This window comes from Microbacterium sp. NPDC055312 (assembly GCF_053645675.1).
This window is the reverse complement of the sequence record NZ_JBSHMU010000003.1, coordinates 223,215-239,480: the sequence shown is the minus strand read 5'-3', so window position 1 is coordinate 239,480 and position 16,266 is coordinate 223,215. Positions and strand designations below refer to the sequence as shown.

The window sequence follows — 16,266 nt, the reverse complement described above, 5'->3', positions numbered from 1 at the left end:
TCCGCGCCGGCCCCGCGAGACTTGCGTTCCAGCATGAAACCGACCCTCGGCGGCCAAGTCCCGTGCTGGAACACAAGTCTCGACGTCGCCGCCCCGCGAAACGCACCCGGAGACGACGAAACCCCCGGCACGAGCCGGGGGTCTTCATCTGTAGCAGGAGCGGGGCTTGAACCCGCGACCTCACGATTATGAGTCGTGCGCTCTCACCAACTGAGCTACCCTGCCGCAGGGCATCCGATCGAAATGCGAATGCTGCGAGCCCCGAGTCAGGATTGAACTGACGACCCCTTCCTTACCATGGAAGTGCTCTGCCACTGAGCTATCGGGGCGTGCTGCCCGTCTCCGGGCAACCAGATGAGATTATCACCTCACGGTGTCTCGCGCGAAATCGAGGCCTAGTACTCGTAACGCCCGGCATTTCGCTGCATCCACGGCAGCGGATCGACGGTCGAGCCGTTGATGATGATCTCGAAATGCAGGTGCGCGCCGTACGAACGGCCGGTGTTGCCGACCTTGCCGATGACGTCGCCCACCTTCACCTTGTCTCCGGTCTTGACCTGCATCGAGCCGTGCTGCATGTGCGCGTAGTGGCTCGTCACGACCTGACCGTCGATGACGTGGTCGATGTAGATCGTCACGCCGTATGCGCCACCGGATTCGGTGGCGGTGCGCACCGTGCCGTCGGCGATCGCCTGGATCGGGGCACCTTCGCCGGGCACGAGGTCGATGCCGGCGTGCAGTCGGCCCCAGCGCGGCCCGTAGGGCGAGCTCATCGCCACGCCGACCTTGAACGGCCACTGGATGGCCGCCTCGGGGTCATTCGTGTACAGGCTCTCGGAGAACTTGATGCCCTCTTCGGCCGCGACCTGCGCGAGCGAGATCGTCGAGTACGAGTCGGAGCGGACGAGCGACTCGCCCTGCACGTCGGCGGGGGCGACGAACGCCTGGATCTCGCCATCGGCCTTCTTCGTCGAGGACGAAGCGGCAGACGTGCCGGCGACGAGGGATGCCGATGCGCCACCCTGCGTGGCGGCGACGGCCGAGACGGGCAGCGTCATCGACACGGCGATGAGGCCGGCGACGCCCATGATGCCGAGGCTCGCGCCCGCGGCGACGAACCGCGAGACGCGCGGCCGCCGCGGAGCGACATGCGAGACCACGACGCCCGCAGACACGGGCTCAGCGGCGACGGGAACCTCGTCGACGGGCTGGTCATCGACGGGACGGAAGCCGAAGGCCTGCGATGCGGCCGCGAACGGGTCGGTGCCGGTCGGGGCTGCTCCGGTCGGGGCTGCGCCGGCGGATGCCGCAGCGGACGAGTTCGTGGGGGCCGAGACGGCGACGGGATCGACGATCGCCGCCGGCTCCTCGCGCACAGCGGGCGCGGGGGCGGGTGCGGCGGCGGATGCCACGGATGCGACGACCTCGGCGATGACCGCAGCCGGCGCGGCGATGACGGTCTCGGGCTCGGCGATGGTCTGCGCCTCGGAACTTCCGCCCGCGGCCATCCGGCGGGCGCGGCGGCTGGTAGCGGCGGCCGAGACGGCGGCGGCGGTCACGGCCGCAGCGGCGGCGACAGCGGATGCCGAAGACGGGACGACCTGGTCTGCATTCGGAGTCGTCGAATCCGCGGGGACCACCGAAGCGGCGCGAAGTCGATTCGAACGACGCGTCGGGGCAGCGGCGTTCTCTGTGTGCTCAGGGGGCAAAACGGATCTTTCGGGTTTCTGGTCAAGCTGGGGAAGGGCTTGGTCACTCTCGCCGTTCGGGCGGCAAAAGTAACGATCGGGTAAACGCTATCGTGCTCAGGCTGAAAAAGCCATGAGTCCGAACATACCGTTCAGCCGCGCGGGTCGGAGATCAACTCGCACAGCCGACGGTGGACATCGGGGCCGCCTGCGACCAGCATCGGCCTGGCGGCGGCGGGATCGAGACGGGTGACGACTCCCCCGGCCTCCTCGACGAGGAGCGCCCCGGCGGCGAAGTCCCAGGGCTTCAGACCGCGCTCGAAGAATCCGTCGAGGCGTCCGGCCGCGAGGTAGGCGAGGTCGATCGCCGCAGAACCCATGCGTCGCACGTCGCGAGCCATGGCCATCGCGCGTCTGACCGTGGCCAGGTCGCCGTCGTGGGTGGACGGGTCGTATCCGAAGCCGGTTGCGAGAAGCGCCCCTGCCGGGGTCTCGGTGGTGACGGCCAGACGGGCGCCGTCGAGCCATGCGCCCTCGCCGCGGACCGCGGTGAACAGCTCACCCAGCGCGGGCGCGCAGACGGCTGCGGCGACACCCTGCCAGCGCTCGGGGTCGGGCTCACCCTCGACCACGGCGATGCTCACCGAGTATCCGGGGATGCCGTACGCGTAGTTGACCGTGCCGTCGATCGGGTCGACGACCCAGGTGCACCCGCTCGAAGAGCGCTCGGCGCCGGTTTCCTCACCGAGGAACCCGTCGTCCGGACGCTCGGCCCGCACTCGCTCGCGGATGAGCTGCTCGACCTCGCGGTCGGCCTCGGTCACGATGTCGGCGATCGTGGACTTGGTCGCGGCGAGCGCCACACCCTCGGAGCGCCGACGGCGAGCCAGCTCACCGGCTTCGCGGGCGATCTCCGCGGCGAGCGCCCCCAGATCGGCTGCGATCACCGCTGATCCTCGGAGCTCTGCGGCGCGTGCGGCTCAGGGGCCGGCGGATGCTGCGCGTCGGCGGACGGCGCCGGAGGCACCGGACCGGCAGACGGAGCCGCGGGGGTCTGGTGCCCAGCGGCCGGCGGGACGGGGGGCGCCGGGGGAACGGGCGGCGCGGGCGGTGCCGCCGGAACGCCAGGTCCGCCGTGCGCTGCACCCGGCACCGGGTGCGTCCCCGGAGCCCCCGGCGCGGAGTGCGCACCCGGAGCACCCGGCCCCGACGGCATCCCCGGAGCGGCGGGCGCAGGCCACACCGGCGGCGCCGGCGGAGCAGGCGGAGCCGAAGGCGCACCCGCTGCGGGCGCGCCCCCGTGGCGCCCGGGAACATGCGCGAACGGCGCGCTGTCGTCCCGCGTCTGCTCGACGCGCGGCGCCACGGGCGGCGACCCCGCCGGAGCACCGGCGGGAGCAGCCTGCCCGTGCGCGTGATGCGGATCCTCGAGCTGCGGGAAGGTCGACGACGCCTGCTGCGGCGCGTACGTCGGGCGGCCCGTGTAGTACGCGTTGACGTCGGGGCTGCCATCGGGAAGCGCAGGCAGCGGCGTGCGACCGTCGGCGTAGGTGGGCCACATCTGCTGCGGAGCGACCGCGACCACGGGACGCGCGGGGCGAGGCGCACGGGGCGCGAACAGGGCGTTCAGCAGCGGGATCAGCGTGGTGCCGACGGCGGTGAGGATCGCCAGCGCGACCACGATGCGCCAGTACAGGTCGTCGTACCTGAACTGGTCGGGGAAGGTCAGGTGGAACACCAGCAGCGCGACCAGGCCGGCGAGCATCGCGAACGTGACCATGACGATCACCCGCGTGAAGGTCGTGACGTAGCGGCGGGATGCCTTCGTGAACAGGCGCACATGCACGAGCGCGAGCTGCAGGATCGCGATCACGAGCAGGAACTGGAAGAACCTCGCGCCCGCCCAGCCGAAGGTCTCCGACATGTCACGCGGCAGCCAGATCTTCACGGCGCCGACGAGCAGAACGATGATCCAGCTGATCATGCTCGACAGGGCGAGCCAGTCGGGGCGTCGCTCGGCCAGATGCGCCTCGGCGATCGCGACGCCGGCGAACAGGGCGAGCAGCAGGATCGTGAGGAACGCCCGCCCGATCAGGCCGTCCTGGTCGCCGACGAGAACCCAGACCACGCACACGAGGGCGGCGGCGATCAGAGCGCCGATCGCGATCCAGATGGCGCCGCGCAGCAGCTTCGACGACATGGGCTTGTTCGCATCGGCGGTCACCGGATGCTCGGCTGACGGTGTGGCGTCGGACATGGTGAGATCCTCCCCGGTCGGTGGTCTCATCCTCCCACGCGCCCGTGGGGACGATCGGATGCTGTGGATAAGCCTCAGCGCTTGCGCGAGGCGGCCGCGAATCCGGCGATGCGCGCCTGCGCATCGGCCGTGTCGAAGGCCGCGCCGATGGAGTCGGCCTCGGCGCTCAGCTGCTGCTCGAACGAGCGCGACGGCTGCGAGCGCACCAGGCGCTTCGCCTGCCCGTACGCGGCGGATGCACCGGCCAGCCAGAAGCGGGCGACCTGCTCGGCGCGCTCGCGCACAGCATCCGCCTCCGCCTCCGGGTCGGCGCCGGAGACGGCCTCGGCGACGAGGCCCCAGTCGACGGCCTCCTCGGCGGTCAGCATCCGGTCCTGCAGCAGCAGCTGCAGCGCCCGACGTTCGCCCACCGCGCGTGCGAGCTGCGCCGAGACCGACAGGTCGGGCGTGAGTCCGATGTTCGCGTAGCGGCTGCCGATCTTCGAGCTCGCGCCGACGACCGCGTAGTCGCTGCACATCAGGATGCCCAGTCCGCCCCCCGCCGTGGTGCCGTGTGCGGCCGCGACGACGGGGATGGCCGAGGTGGTCAGCGACAGGATGCCCGCGTTGATGACGTGCGCGAGGGCGGTGATCTCGTGGCCGCCCGACATGCTCGCCGACATCGCGACCACGTCGCCGCCGGCGCAGAAGGCGCGGCCGTTGCCATCGATGAGGATGGCCCCGACATCGTCGCGCGCGACGGCCTCGGCCGTGGCATCCCGCCAGGCGTGGGCCAGGTCGGCGTCGAAGGCGTTCAGGCTCGCCGGGCGGTTGAGCGTGAGCCGGGCGAGGCCCTGGTCGATCGTGAGCTGAAGCGGCTCGGACATGGCTCTCCTTCGATGCGCAAGACGGGGTTTCAGCCTAGCTGGTACTGAGCGTCACACCGCTGGTGCCGTCAGTCCTCCGACAGGACGCGCACGACGAAGTCCTCCATGCGGTGCTTCGTGCCGTCGAGCCGCTGGTCGATCTGGCCGGGGGCGCGCACTTCGCTCGGCGCGAGCGGATGCGCGAGACGCACGTTGTCGTGGCACGACAGGTCGGCGCAGATGTACGTGCCGGCGCTGTCGCCGCGGCGCCCCTTCGCCCCGCCGCGTCTCGCGGTCAGCAGCGCCACCTGGCTGCCCGGCTGCATGGTACGGCAGATGTTGCACATGCCCGAGCGCACCCGCGCCGGGTCGGTCGAGCGCAGCACGATGCCCATCGGATGCCCGTCGTGCTCGACGATCACGACCGCGCGACGGCTCGATTCAGGGTCTCGCCAGGCGAGGAAGTCGATGTAGTCCCAGTCGGTCAGGACGAAGTCGTGGGGCATCCCGATCTGCTCGATCTCATCGGCATCGGCGTTCTTGATCGCCTCGCGGACCTGGGCCTCGGTGAGTGGTCGCATCGATCCAGTCTAAGAAGACTGGCGCTCGGCGAGGCGTCGCTGCAGCTGCTTCACCTCGTCGACGAGGTCGTCTACGGGCCCGTCGACCGGGATGCCGGGGGCGACCGTCTGCACCGGCAGCGCCGCCACCGGCCCGGGTCCGAGCCCCCACTCCTCCCGCCACTGCGACAGCTGCGCAGACGACGTGGCGTACGCGATGCGCCCGAGGCCCACCCAGGCGTGCGCGGCCGAGCACATCGGGCAGTGCTCTCCGGAGGTGTACACCGTGGCATCCGCCCGCTCCTGCGGGGTCAGATGCGCCGCCGCCCACCGCGCGATCTCGAATTCCGGATGCCGGGTGTGATCGCCGCCGGCGACCCGGTTGCGCTCCTCGAAGAGCACGTCTCCGTCGGCGGAGACGAGCAGCGAGCCGAACGGCTTGTCGCCGGCGTCGAGCGCCTCACGCGCGAGGTCGACGCAACGGCGCAGGTGGGTCAGGTCTGTGGCATCCATGGCACTCATGGCTCCACCTTCTCATCCGGCTGCGCCGCTGCACCGGCTGCACCGCTTACACTTCGGGGGCCGACACTCCAGATGTCGGCCCGATCCCCGTGAAACGTCCGTCATCTGGAGTGTCGGCCCCCGATTCGTAACCCCGGGAACCCCGGGAACCCCGGGCCGCCCCGAACCCCGGGCCGCCCCGGCCGCCCCGGTCGCGGCGGGCGCGGTGCTAGTCGCGCACCGCGAAGCGGCCGTGCGCTCCCCGCTCGGCGTCGATCATCAGGTGCGACACGAACGGGTACGTGCCCTTCTCGGGGAACGTCAGCTCGACGAAACCGCCCTGCGCCGGCTGCAGCGCCAGAGCCTGCGACCCGGTGTCGGCCGAGCGGTCGAGCAGATAGGCGCCCTCCGACCAGACGGTGTCGAACTGGCCGCCGATGACGTGGAAGCTGCTCGGGCGCTCGATCCCGGCATCCAGAACCCACACCCGCACGCGCTCGCCCACCGCTGCCTGAAGCGGCGCGTGGTCGTATTGGTTCGCGTATCCGTTGAAGGTGACGAGGTCGGGGTCGCCGGTGGCGATGCGATCGGGATCGGCCGTGCCGCCGTCGTGGTCGCCGAGGTAGTACTCGCCCTGCACGAGCACGTAGCTGCGATCGACGGCGGGCAGATCGCGCGGCTCGATGACCACCGCGCCGTACATCCCGTTCGCGATGTGCGCGGTCATCGGCATCGTCGAGCAGTGGTACATCCAGATGCCGGCGCGCGTCGCGGTGAACGTGTAGGTGAGGCTCGCACCGGGAGGGATGGTGCGCATCGGCCGGTCGGGGGCGAGGGAGCCTGAATGGAAGTCGATCGAGTGCCCCATCGTGGCTTTGTTCTCGAGGGTGATCACGAACCGGTCGCCGACCCGACCGTGCAGCAGCGGCCCCGGGGCGGTGCCGTTGTACGTCCACAGCGTCTGCGTCACCCCCGGCGCCACCTCGCGTTTCTCGTCGCGGACGGTGAGGGTCATCTCGCGCGTGACCGGGGCATCGGATGCCGGAAGGGCGGGCAGCACGGCATCGCGGGGCGTGAATCCGGGCCCGGGCTCTGCCATCAGGTCGGGAGCGGCACGGGTGGGATCGGTCGCCCCGGGTGCCGAGCCGGAAGAGCTGCCGCCCATGTGACTCATGTCGTGCGCACCTGCATCCGGCGTCGCGTTCGAGTCGCCACCCGCCTCGGCACCGGTGGCGACGATCTGCAGGGTCATGCCCATCTGCCGGTGCCCGAGGATCGAACACCACCCGTCGAGATCGGCGGTGATGACGCCGACGTCGATCGTCTGCTTCTCGCCGGGGGCGAGTCGCCGGCCGGCGACGCCGTTGGCGAAGACGAGATCGTGCACCTGCTCGTCGTCGGTGTTCGCGACCTCGATCACCAGGCGGGTGCCCACGGGCACCTCGATGCGATTCGGGGTGAAGCGCATGTTCGCCGCTTCGACCCGAACCGTCTGCACGGGTGCATCCGCGGCTCCGGGGGGAGCTGCGCTCCAGCCCAGACCGACCGGATCGATCGCGGCGAGACCGGCCGAGACGAGCACCACGGCGAGCAGTCCCGCCACCGCCTGACCGGCACGCCGCCCCGGCGCCTGCTCCCCCTCGGGAACGATCGGACCGCGGCGGCGCGGGCCCTCGCCGGCGTCGACCGGCTCGGCCGTCTTCGCGTGCCGCTGGGCGCGCATCGCGCGCCACATGACGATCAGGAACGATGCCATCGCAACCAGGTACAGCACCGAGGCGACCACGCGCATCAGGCTCGACACGGGTAGGGCGCACACGGCGAGCGCGGCGTTGGCCACGGTGACCCGCAGCACGCCGGCCGTGTCGAACGCGGCCGTGCCGACGCGCACCGGGGTCGGGCCTCCGCCCAGCACCACGGGGACGAGGTAGCTCAGCGCACCGACGAGCACCTGCGCAGCGAATCCCGCGGCCAGGTACGGCACGACCTGGCCGACGAGCGCGCCGAGTGCCGTGAAGCCGCCGTCCAGCGCGGCGGCGACCGCCCCGACCGCGATCATGGCCACCGCGCCTGCCCACCAGATCAGCGCCGCCCCGACCGACAGCGCGGCGAACGTGCGCGGAGCCTTCTGCCGCGCCGCGCGGAACAGCGAGACGAAGATGATCACAAGCCCGACGACGTACCCGGCGAGGCCCGCGGCGACGACGAGCATCTGCGCGACGGCGGCGCCGGCCGCCGCGACGAGCACGCCGCCGGCGAGGACGGGAAGGGCTCGGGATGCCCCGGCCGCGGCGCCCTCGTCGGCGCGGGTGCGCAGGATCGTGGGCCAGAGCGTCACCACGGTGCCCGCCACGGTGAGACCGATCCAGCCGAGTACGTTGATCAGCGCATGCGCGACGACGACGTGAGGTTCGGAGTCGCCGCGGGCGAGCCACGCACCGAGCGCGGCGCCGATCGTGAGCAGCGCGGCGGAGGCGATGTAGTACCGGATCGTGCCGCCGAAGCGGCCCGGCATGCTGCCGCGCACGCGCCGCACGAGCGACAGGGCGTGCCAGCCGACCGCGACGATCAGCACGGCGGCACCGACGACCGTCACCGCCCAGACCCCGCTGAGCACGCCGGCGATCACCAGCACCGTGGCCGAGTTCGACAGGATCAGCCGGATGCTCTGGTGCCGGCGGTCACGGTCGGTGGCGGCGCTGCGCAGCAGCGCGAACGAGAAGTACTGACTCCACACGAGGATCGCGTGCGTGACGGCGCCGAGCAGCAGAAGGTGGATCATCAGCCAGCCGGGCATCGGCAGCGAGCGGTGCGCGAGGGCGGCGGTCACCGTGAGCAGCAGCCACACCACCGTCGGTATGTCGCGCAGGGGCCAGAATCCGCGGTTCTTCGTCATGACGTGCTCCCCTCGCCTGCGCTCTGCCCACGCGTTCGGGAGGAGATCGCACGTGTCGGAGGGCCCCCGCGCAGCATCCCTCCGCCGTCGGCCGCGTCCTCCTCCCGAGCGGGAGCCGGAGCGTGGGCGCGAGCCGGAGCGGCGGGCCCGCGCATCGCGCTGTATAGAGCGGTCAGCACGAACAGCAGCAGGGCGACGACGCCCAGCACTCCCCCGATGCGCCAGGCCACCGGCATCCCGAGCCCGTCGCCCAGCCACACCCGCACGACGAGCGCGGCCTGCAGCAGGGCGATCGGCGCCCAGAACGCCGGCCGGTACGGCAGGCGCACCCGCAGCACCGCGGGAAGGATCGTCGTGGCGTGCGCCATGATCATCGAGAACGTGTAGCCGAGGAAGACGGCGTGCACCACCGCGTCGTACGCCGGCTGCGCGGCGGGCATGCCGAGCAGCAGCACCAAGCCGGCGATCGCGAGCCAGACGTATCCGGCGAGGATGCACGCGGCCATGTACCGCGTCACACCCGTGCCGCGGATCGTGCGGCGAGCGACATCGTGCATGACGAGCCAGCCGGTGAGCGAGAGCAGAGTGCCGCCGAGCAGGATCGCCCCGGCGTCGGGGAGGACGAGACCGATGACGAGCGCGCCCGTCACCGCCCAGCCGTGCACGAGCAGCCGGATGCCCGCCCGCGGTCCCATCGTGATGCGGGCGAGCTCGACGCGCTCGGCGGCGATGGTCAGCACGAGGAAGCCGATCAGCCACGGGATGACGCGGGTCAGGGCATCCTGCCCGATCCAGATCAGCGCCCCGGCGAGCGCGAGACCCGCCGCGAGCAGCTGCGTGAGCAGCGCGTGGTCGTACTGCCGACGCCACAGCGGGGCGTAGAGCGCAACGAGACATGCCGCGCCCGCGGCGAGCACGATCTTCGCGGCGACCAGCGGCACGACCGGGACGACGAGCACGACCCCGCCGGCGCCGAGCAGCGCGGGCGCGGCGTAGCCGAGCGGCCGGGCGAGGGCGGTCGCGCGCTCGAGGCTGACCAGCGTGCCCACGAAGCCGAGCACCAGAAGCATCCCGTGCACCGCGGGCAGCCGCTCGGCGGTGACCGGGGCGGGCAGCCCGAGCAGCAGCAGCCCGGCGTCGAGCCCGGCGAGCAGGGCGACCCCGGCGGGCACCATCCACACCAGCCGCGCCCCCGGCCGGCGACCCCGTGCCGGGCGTCGTGAGAAACCACGTTCGGCATGAGAAACCACGTGCGGCGGGGTTTCTCTCGCAGAATCCGGGTTCTCGGCGGGAGCGGCCGGGCCGGCGGCGGCCGGGCGCGGGCCGGCGGTCACGAGGCGCTCCGCAGGTGCAGGGCGCAGGCGCCATCGGCCCGGAACGGCAGCAGCTCGGCATCCGCCGTCTCGTCGCGGGAGCGCAGGATGCCGGCGATCATCCCCTCGTGCACCGCGCAGACGACGTCGGCGCGGCGGGCGGCCGCGGCGAGCAGCGGGCACCGGTGCAGCAGGATCTCATCGCCGTCGTCGGTCGGCGAGAAGCCCTGCTCGCGCATGACGTCGAGGATCATCGCGCGGGGGGAGGCTGCGGCATCCGGATGCCGGGTCGCGATCTCATCGCCCCACTGCTCACCCGAGGCGCGGGCCTCGGCGACCGGGTCGGCGGCGACCCGGGTGAGGGTGTCGGCGAGCGCGAGCGCGAGGCCCGCGTACGGATCGACGGCGTCGGCCGGAGGCGTCTGCCAGCGCCACGCCGGTCGACCCCGCCCTTGCGCCTCGGCGCGCACCCGGCGCACGCGTCCGTCGCGGCGGAGCCGATCGAGGTGCTCGCGGACGGTGTTCTCGTGCAGTCCGGTCGCGACGACGATGTCGGAGATGGATGCCGAGGTGCGCGACTCGACCTCGCGCAGGATGCGCTCGCGCGTGGACGAGTGCCGGCGGCCGTCCGCGCCGCGGCGCACGGGTTCGTCTCCGGCAACCTCTACATTTTCCACGGTCTCCAGTGTAATAAAATCGGGGACGTACCCCCACCCTCGGAACGGAGAACATCATGGGAAGCATCGAGATCCACCGGTCGCGTTCAGAAGCCACCTCGCAGACCGCCGGCGGCACCGGCTGCGCCTGCGGCGCTCACGACGAGCAGCTGCCCGAGCTCGACGCGCAGGCCATCCCGCACGCGGTGCGCCACGCGGCGATCTTCGGCGCGATCGAGTCGCTGCAGCCCGGCGCGGCACTGGTGATCTCGGCCACGCACGACCCGGTTCCCCTGCTCACCCAGCTGCGCGGAAAGCACGGTGACACGTTCCACACCCGCTACCTCGACGAGGGGCCGGAGCGCTGGCGGATCCTGGTGCGCAACGCCGGCTGATCGGCGGCGGCGCGTTCAGCACCCGGGGAAAGACGAAGGCCCTCGCGATGCGAGGGCCTTCGGTCTGGATGTGGCAAGTGAGGGATTCGAACCCCCGAAGCTTACGCGGCTGATTTACAGTCAGCTCCCTTTGGCCGCTCGGGCAACTTGCCAGTGCACACCCGTCCGGCTTTCTCAGCCAACCGGGGGCGCGAAGATCAAGCATACCGGTCGTCGGCGGCGGTGAGAAATCGAACGGTCAGCTGCCGAACACGCCCCGTTCCGACTCCCGCAGCGACTCCGGAGTGCGCAGCAGGCCGCCCTCGGCGCGGCAGGTCGCCGCGGCGATGAGCATCGCGCCATCGAGCAGCTGCTGCCACTCGTCATCCGTCTTCGGCTCGCCCTGCGACAGCCCTGCAGCGACCGCCGCGAGGGTCGCATCCCCCGCGCCGACGGTGTCGATCACCGGGCCGGGAAGCGTCGCGATCGGCGCCCGGAACACGCCGGCGTCCGACTCGAGCACCGCTCCGTCGGCGCCCGCGGTGGCGAGCACGGCGCCGGCACCGAGCCGACGCAGACGCTCGCGCAGCGCGTCGAGACCTCCGTCGTACAGCATCGCCGCATCGTCGGCGCCCACCTTCACCAGGGCCGCCCTGGCGGCGAGCCGCTCGAACCCGCGCACGAACTCCGCGACATCGCCCATCATGCCGCTGCGGGGATTCGGGTCGACGGCGATGCGGGCATCCCCCAGCGCGTCGACCAGCGCATCCACCTCGACGGTCCGATCGAACGGGAAGCAGCTGATCGCGACCACGTCCGCCGCCGAGATCGCCTCGCGCGCCTCGTCGCCGTACCGGATGCTGCGGCCGCGAGCCGCATCGTTGAAGTCGTACTGCGGCTCGCCCGCGGGCGACCACGTCACGACCGCCCTCGACGACCCGAGCGGAGATGGGCTCTCGATCAGTCGCACGCCGTGGTCGCGCACGTACTCGCGGATGTGGTCCCCTGCCTCGTCGTCGCCGACCATCGCGATGAGCGTCGTCTGCACGCCCAGTCGGCGCAGCCCGACGGCGACGTTCAGCGCCGCTCCGCCGACCAGTTCGCGCACGCCCGAAGCATCATGGATCTCATCGATCAGAGCATCCCCGATCACCACAGCAGTCATGCTGCGAGGTTACCGCGGGCGGTCGGCCGACGGGACCCGCGGTACGGGAAAGGCCCCGGCCCTCCGAAGAGGGGCCGGGGCCTTCAACTCACTCAGGACCTATCAGTTGTAGGTGCCGGGGGTGATGTCGTCCGTCGAGAACGCGTCGAAGTCGACGTAGCCGAAGTCGCCGTCGGCGTACGCCCCGTCGGATGCGAAGATCCGGTTCGGGTAGCGCTCGCTCTTGGCCTCTTCCGTCGCCTCGACCGTGATGTTGCGGTACTTCGACAGACCGGTTCCGGCCGGGATGAGCTTACCGATGATGACGTTCTCCTTGAGACCGACCAGCGGGTCGCGCTTGCCCTCCATGGCGGCCTGCGTGAGCACGCGGGTCGTCTCCTGGAAGGATGCCGCCGACAGCCACGACTCGGTCGCAAGCGACGCCTTCGTGATACCCATCAGCTCCGGGCGACCCGACGCGGGGCGCTTGCCCTCTGCCACGGCCTCACGGTTGATCTGCTGGTAGCGCTTCAGGTCGACCATCTCACCCGGAAGCAACGTCGTGTCAGCGTGGTCGACCACGGTGACCTTGCGCAGCATCTGGCGGACGATGACCTCGATGTGCTTGTCGTGGATCGGCACACCCTGCGAGCGGTACACGCCCTGCACGCCGCCGACGAGGTACTTCTGCACCTCGCGGGCACCCATGACGCGCATGACCTCCTTCGGGTCGAGCGTGCCGACCTGCAGCGGCTGACCGACGGTGACGTGCTGGCCGTCCTCGACGAGAAGCGTCGCACGCTTCAGCACCGGGTAGACCACCTCTTCGTCGCCGTTGTCGGGCGTGAGGATGACCTTCTTGGCCTTCTCGGTCTCCTCGATCGTGATGCGGCCGTCGGCCTCGGCGATCGGGGAGGCACCCTTCGGGGTACGAGCCTCGAACAGCTCCTGCACACGCGGCAGACCCTGGGTGATGTCGTCGGCCGAGGCCGAACCACCCGTGTGGAAGGTGCGCATCGTCAGCTGGGTACCGGGCTCACCGATCGACTGAGCGGCGATGATGCCGACGGCCTCGCCGATGTCGACGGTCTTGCCGGTCGCGAGCGAACGGCCGTAGCACTGCGCGCAGACGCCGACGGCCGAGTCGCAGGTCAGCACCGAGCGGACCTTGATGGTCTCGATGCCGGCCTCGACGAGCTTGTCGATCAGCACGTCACCCACGTCCTCACCGGCGGTGGCGACGACCTCGCCGGCCTCGGTGACGACGTCGGATGCCAGGGTGCGGGCGAACACCGAGTTCTCGACGTTCGCGTCGCGCGTCAGCACACCCTGCGAGTTGGGAGCGGCGATCGGGAGCTCGAGGCCCTTCGACGTGCCGCAGTCCTGCTCGCGGATGATGACGTCCTGCGAGACGTCCACCAGACGTCGGGTCAGGTAACCCGAGTCGGCGGTGCGCAGAGCGGTGTCGGCCAGACCCTTGCGGGTACCGTGCGTCGCGATGAAGTACTCCGCCACCGACAGTCCCTCGCGGTACGAGGAGATGATCGGACGAGGGATGATCTCACCCTTGGGGTTGTTCACCAGACCGCGCATACCCGCGATGTTGCGGATCTGCAGCCAGTTACCGCGAGCACCCGACGACACCATGCGGTTGATGGTGTTGTCCTCGGGGAAGTTCTCGCGCATCGCGGCCTGGACCTCGTCGGTCGCCTCGGTCCAGATCTTGATGAGCTCCTGGCGACGCTCGGCGTCGGTGGTCAGACCCTTGTCGTACTGCGACTGGACCTTCGCTGCCTGCTTCTCGTAGGTGGCGACGATCTCGGCCTTGTTCGGCGGGGTGAGGATGTCGCTGAGCGCGACGGTGACACCCGAGCGGGTCGCCCAATGGAAACCGGCATCCTTGATGCGGTCCAGCGTGGCGGCCGTCTCGACCTTGGGGTACTCCTCGGCCAGCTTGTTCACGATCTGCGACAGCTTGCCCTTGTCGGCGACACCGCGCACGAAGGGGTAGCCCTTCGGCAGTGCGTCGTTGAAGATCGCCTGACCGAGCGACGCGTCGACGAGACCGTGACGCTCGTAGCCCTCGGGTGCCTCGCCCTCGAGGAAGGTGAGCCCCGGGATGCGGATGCGGATCTTCGCCTGCAGGTCGAGGGTGCCCTCGTCCTTGGCCAGGATCGCCTCGGAGACCGAGCCGAACGCACGACCCTCACCGGCAGCGCCCTCCTTGACCGTGGTCAGGTGGTGCAGACCGATGATCATGTCCTGCGAGGGCAGGGTGACCGGGCGGCCGTCCGACGGCTTGAGGATGTTGTTCGAGGCGAGCATCAGCACACGGGCCTCGGCCTGAGCCTCGACCGACAGCGGCAGGTGCACGGCCATCTGGTCACCGTCGAAGTCGGCGTTGAAGGCCGCGCAGACGAGCGGGTGCAGCTGGATGGCCTTGCCCTCGACGAGCTGCGGCTCGAACGCCTGGATGCCGAGACGGTGCAGCGTGGGTGCGCGGTTGAGCAGCACCGGACGCTCGCGGATGATCTCCTCGAGCACGTCCCAGACCTCGGGGCGGGTGCGCTCGACGGCGCGCTTGGCAGCCTTGATGTTCTGCGAGTGACCGAGGTCGATCAGGCGCTTGATCACGAACGGCTTGAACAGCTCCAGAGCCATCTGCTTGGGCAGACCGCACTGGTGCAGCTTCAGCTGCGGGCCGACGACGATGACCGAACGGCCCGAGTAGTCCACGCGCTTGCCGAGCAGGTTCTGACGGAAGCGACCCTGCTTGCCCTTCAGCATGTCGCTGAGGGACTTCAGGGCGCGGTTGCCGGTTCCGGTGACGGGGCGACCACGGCGGCCGTTGTCGAACAGCGCGTCGACGGCCTCCTGCAGCATCCGCTTCTCGTTGTTGACGATGATCTCGGGGGCGCCGAGGTCGATCAGACGGCGAAGACGGTTGTTGCGGTTGATGACGCGGCGGTACAGGTCGTTCAGGTCACTGGTCGCGAAGCGGCCACCGTCGAGCTGAACCATCGGACGCAGCTCCGGCGGGATCACCGGCACGACGTCGAGCACCATCGCGGCCGGGCTCATGCCGGTCTCGAGGAACGAGTTGACGACGGTCAGGCGCTTGATCGCGCGGATCTTGCGCTGGCCCTTGCCCTCCGAGATCTGCAGGTGCAGGCTCTCGGACTCGGCCTTCAGGTCGAAGGTCTCGAGGCGACGCTTGATCGCCTCGGCGCCCATGTGCGCCTCGAAGTACTGGCCGAAGCGGTCCTGCAGCTCGTGGAACACGTCGTCCTCGGGGCGCAGCACGCCGACCTCGAGGGTGCGGAAGTCCTCCCACACGCGCTCGAGCTTGGCGATCGCCTCGTCGGCACCCTTGCGGGTGAGAGTCATCTCCTTCTCGGCGGCGTCCTTGACCTTCTTCTTGGCGTCGGCCTTGGCACCCTCCGCCTCGAGAGCGGCGAGCTCCTCTTCCAGCTTCGCCATCCGCTCCGCGATCTTCGCGTCGCGGCGGTCGCCGAGCGTCTTCAGCTCGAGCCGGATGTTGTTCTCCTGCGTGGCGAGGTCGCGGTGACGAGCATCCTCGTCGACCGAGATCACCATGTAGGCGGCGAAGTAGATGACCTTCTCGAGGTCCTTCGGCGCCATGTCGAGCAGGTAGCCGAGGCGCGAGGGAACACCCTTGAAGTACCAGATGTGCGTCACGGGAGCGGCGAGCTCGATGTGACCCATGCGCTCACGGCGGACGGAGCTCTTGGTGACCTCCACGCCGCAGCGCTCGCAGACGATGCCCTTGAAGCGGACACGCTTGTACTTGCCGCAGGCGCACTCCCAGTCGCGGGAGGGTCCGAAGATCTGCTCGCCGAAGAGGCCGTCCTTCTCAGGCTTCAGCGTGCGGTAGTTGATCGTCTCGGGCTTCTTGACCTCACCGAAGGACCATCCGCGGATGTCGTCAGCGGTGGCCAGGCCGATTCGAAGCTCATCGAAAGTGGTTGATTCGAGCACTAGTTCTCCTGTGTAGAAAAAATCTGTCGCTTG

12 protein-coding genes and 3 tRNA genes are annotated in these 16,266 nt (G+C 70.4%); 1 reads left to right on the top strand and 14 read right to left on the bottom strand.

Annotated elements, in window-relative coordinates:
- Positions 1 to 151: 151 nt before the first annotated feature.
- From ACWIDW_RS09735 to ACWIDW_RS09685, 11 genes are all read right to left on the bottom strand, one after another.
- Positions 152 to 225, bottom strand: a tRNA-Met gene (locus ACWIDW_RS09735).
- 32 nt (positions 226 to 257) lie between these two features.
- A tRNA-Thr gene (locus tag ACWIDW_RS09730) sits at positions 258 to 329 on the bottom strand.
- Positions 330 to 395: 66 nt separating this feature from the next.
- A complete protein-coding gene (locus tag ACWIDW_RS09725; RefSeq protein ID WP_454124859.1) occupies positions 396 to 1,640 on the bottom strand; it encodes a M23 family metallopeptidase in 1,245 nt (414 codons plus the stop codon).
- Positions 1,641 to 1,840: 200 nt separating this feature from the next.
- Positions 1,841 to 2,635: an inositol monophosphatase family protein gene (locus ACWIDW_RS09720; protein ID WP_454124857.1), complete on the bottom strand. Its 795-nt coding sequence runs from the start codon at positions 2,633 to 2,635 to the stop codon at positions 1,841 to 1,843.
- On the bottom strand, positions 2,632 to 3,945 hold the full coding sequence (locus ACWIDW_RS09715) for a hypothetical protein (protein WP_454124856.1): 1,314 nt from the start codon (positions 3,943 to 3,945) through the stop codon (positions 2,632 to 2,634). Before ACWIDW_RS09715 ends, ACWIDW_RS09720 begins: the two co-directional genes overlap by 4 nt.
- A 74-nt stretch (positions 3,946 to 4,019) precedes the next feature.
- On the bottom strand, positions 4,020 to 4,811 hold the full coding sequence (locus ACWIDW_RS09710; protein ID WP_454124854.1) for an enoyl-CoA hydratase/isomerase family protein: 792 nt from the start codon (positions 4,809 to 4,811) through the stop codon (positions 4,020 to 4,022).
- Positions 4,812 to 4,879: 68 nt separating this feature from the next.
- A complete protein-coding gene (locus ACWIDW_RS09705; RefSeq protein ID WP_452322184.1) occupies positions 4,880 to 5,371 on the bottom strand; it encodes an FBP domain-containing protein in 492 nt (163 codons plus the stop codon).
- Positions 5,372 to 5,380: 9 nt separating this feature from the next.
- A complete protein-coding gene (locus ACWIDW_RS09700; protein ID WP_454124852.1) occupies positions 5,381 to 5,872 on the bottom strand; it encodes a nucleoside deaminase in 492 nt (163 codons plus the stop codon).
- A gap of 208 nt (positions 5,873 to 6,080) precedes the next feature.
- The gene (locus ACWIDW_RS09695) at positions 6,081 to 8,747 is read right to left on the bottom strand and encodes a multicopper oxidase domain-containing protein (RefSeq protein ID WP_454124850.1); all 2,667 of its coding nucleotides are present in this window, start codon (positions 8,745 to 8,747) and stop codon (positions 6,081 to 6,083) included.
- Positions 8,744 to 9,922: a hypothetical protein gene (locus ACWIDW_RS09690; protein ID WP_454125307.1), complete on the bottom strand. Its 1,179-nt coding sequence runs from the start codon at positions 9,920 to 9,922 to the stop codon at positions 8,744 to 8,746. The genes ACWIDW_RS09695 and ACWIDW_RS09690 overlap by 4 nt, the downstream gene beginning before the upstream one ends.
- 155 nt (positions 9,923 to 10,077) lie before the next feature.
- On the bottom strand, positions 10,078 to 10,737 hold the full coding sequence (locus ACWIDW_RS09685) for a helix-turn-helix transcriptional regulator (RefSeq protein ID WP_454124848.1): 660 nt from the start codon (positions 10,735 to 10,737) through the stop codon (positions 10,078 to 10,080).
- A gap of 56 nt (positions 10,738 to 10,793) precedes the next feature.
- Here ACWIDW_RS09685 and ACWIDW_RS09680 point away from each other — a divergent pair, with 56 nt between their 5' ends.
- On the top strand, positions 10,794 to 11,111 hold the full coding sequence (locus ACWIDW_RS09680; RefSeq protein WP_454124847.1) for a DUF2249 domain-containing protein: 318 nt from the start codon (positions 10,794 to 10,796) through the stop codon (positions 11,109 to 11,111).
- A gap of 71 nt (positions 11,112 to 11,182) precedes the next feature.
- Here ACWIDW_RS09680 and ACWIDW_RS09675 read toward each other — a convergent pair.
- The 3 genes from ACWIDW_RS09675 to rpoC form a co-directional block, all read right to left on the bottom strand.
- Positions 11,183 to 11,263, bottom strand: a tRNA-Tyr gene (locus ACWIDW_RS09675).
- An 86-nt stretch (positions 11,264 to 11,349) separates the two neighbouring features.
- Positions 11,350 to 12,255 carry a carbohydrate kinase family protein gene (locus ACWIDW_RS09670; protein WP_454124845.1) on the bottom strand — a complete coding sequence of 302 codons (906 nt, stop codon included), beginning with the start codon at positions 12,253 to 12,255 and terminating at the stop codon, positions 11,350 to 11,352.
- Positions 12,256 to 12,357: 102 nt separating this feature from the next.
- Complete coding sequence (gene rpoC, locus ACWIDW_RS09665; protein ID WP_454124843.1) at positions 12,358 to 16,233, bottom strand: DNA-directed RNA polymerase subunit beta'; 3,876 nt, start codon at positions 16,231 to 16,233, stop codon at positions 12,358 to 12,360.
- Positions 16,234 to 16,266: the final 33 nt, after the last annotated feature.

Coding starts and splice junctions, on each gene's coding strand:
- ACWIDW_RS09680 (WP_454124847.1), top strand. CDS start 10,794: ATGGGAAGCATCGAGATCCACCGGTCGCGTTCAGAAGCCACCTCGCAG.
- ACWIDW_RS09700 (WP_454124852.1), bottom strand. CDS start 5,872: ATGAGTGCCATGGATGCCACAGACCTGACCCACCTGCGCCGTTGCGTC.
- ACWIDW_RS09705 (WP_452322184.1), bottom strand. CDS start 5,371: ATGCGACCACTCACCGAGGCCCAGGTCCGCGAGGCGATCAAGAACGCC.
- ACWIDW_RS09670 (WP_454124845.1), bottom strand. CDS start 12,255: ATGACTGCTGTGGTGATCGGGGATGCTCTGATCGATGAGATCCATGAT.
- ACWIDW_RS09710 (WP_454124854.1), bottom strand. CDS start 4,811: ATGTCCGAGCCGCTTCAGCTCACGATCGACCAGGGCCTCGCCCGGCTC.
- ACWIDW_RS09715 (WP_454124856.1), bottom strand. CDS start 3,945: ATGTCCGACGCCACACCGTCAGCCGAGCATCCGGTGACCGCCGATGCG.
- ACWIDW_RS09690 (WP_454125307.1), bottom strand. CDS start 9,922: ATGGTGCCCGCCGGGGTCGCCCTGCTCGCCGGGCTCGACGCCGGGCTG.
- ACWIDW_RS09695 (WP_454124850.1), bottom strand. CDS start 8,747: ATGACGAAGAACCGCGGATTCTGGCCCCTGCGCGACATACCGACGGTG.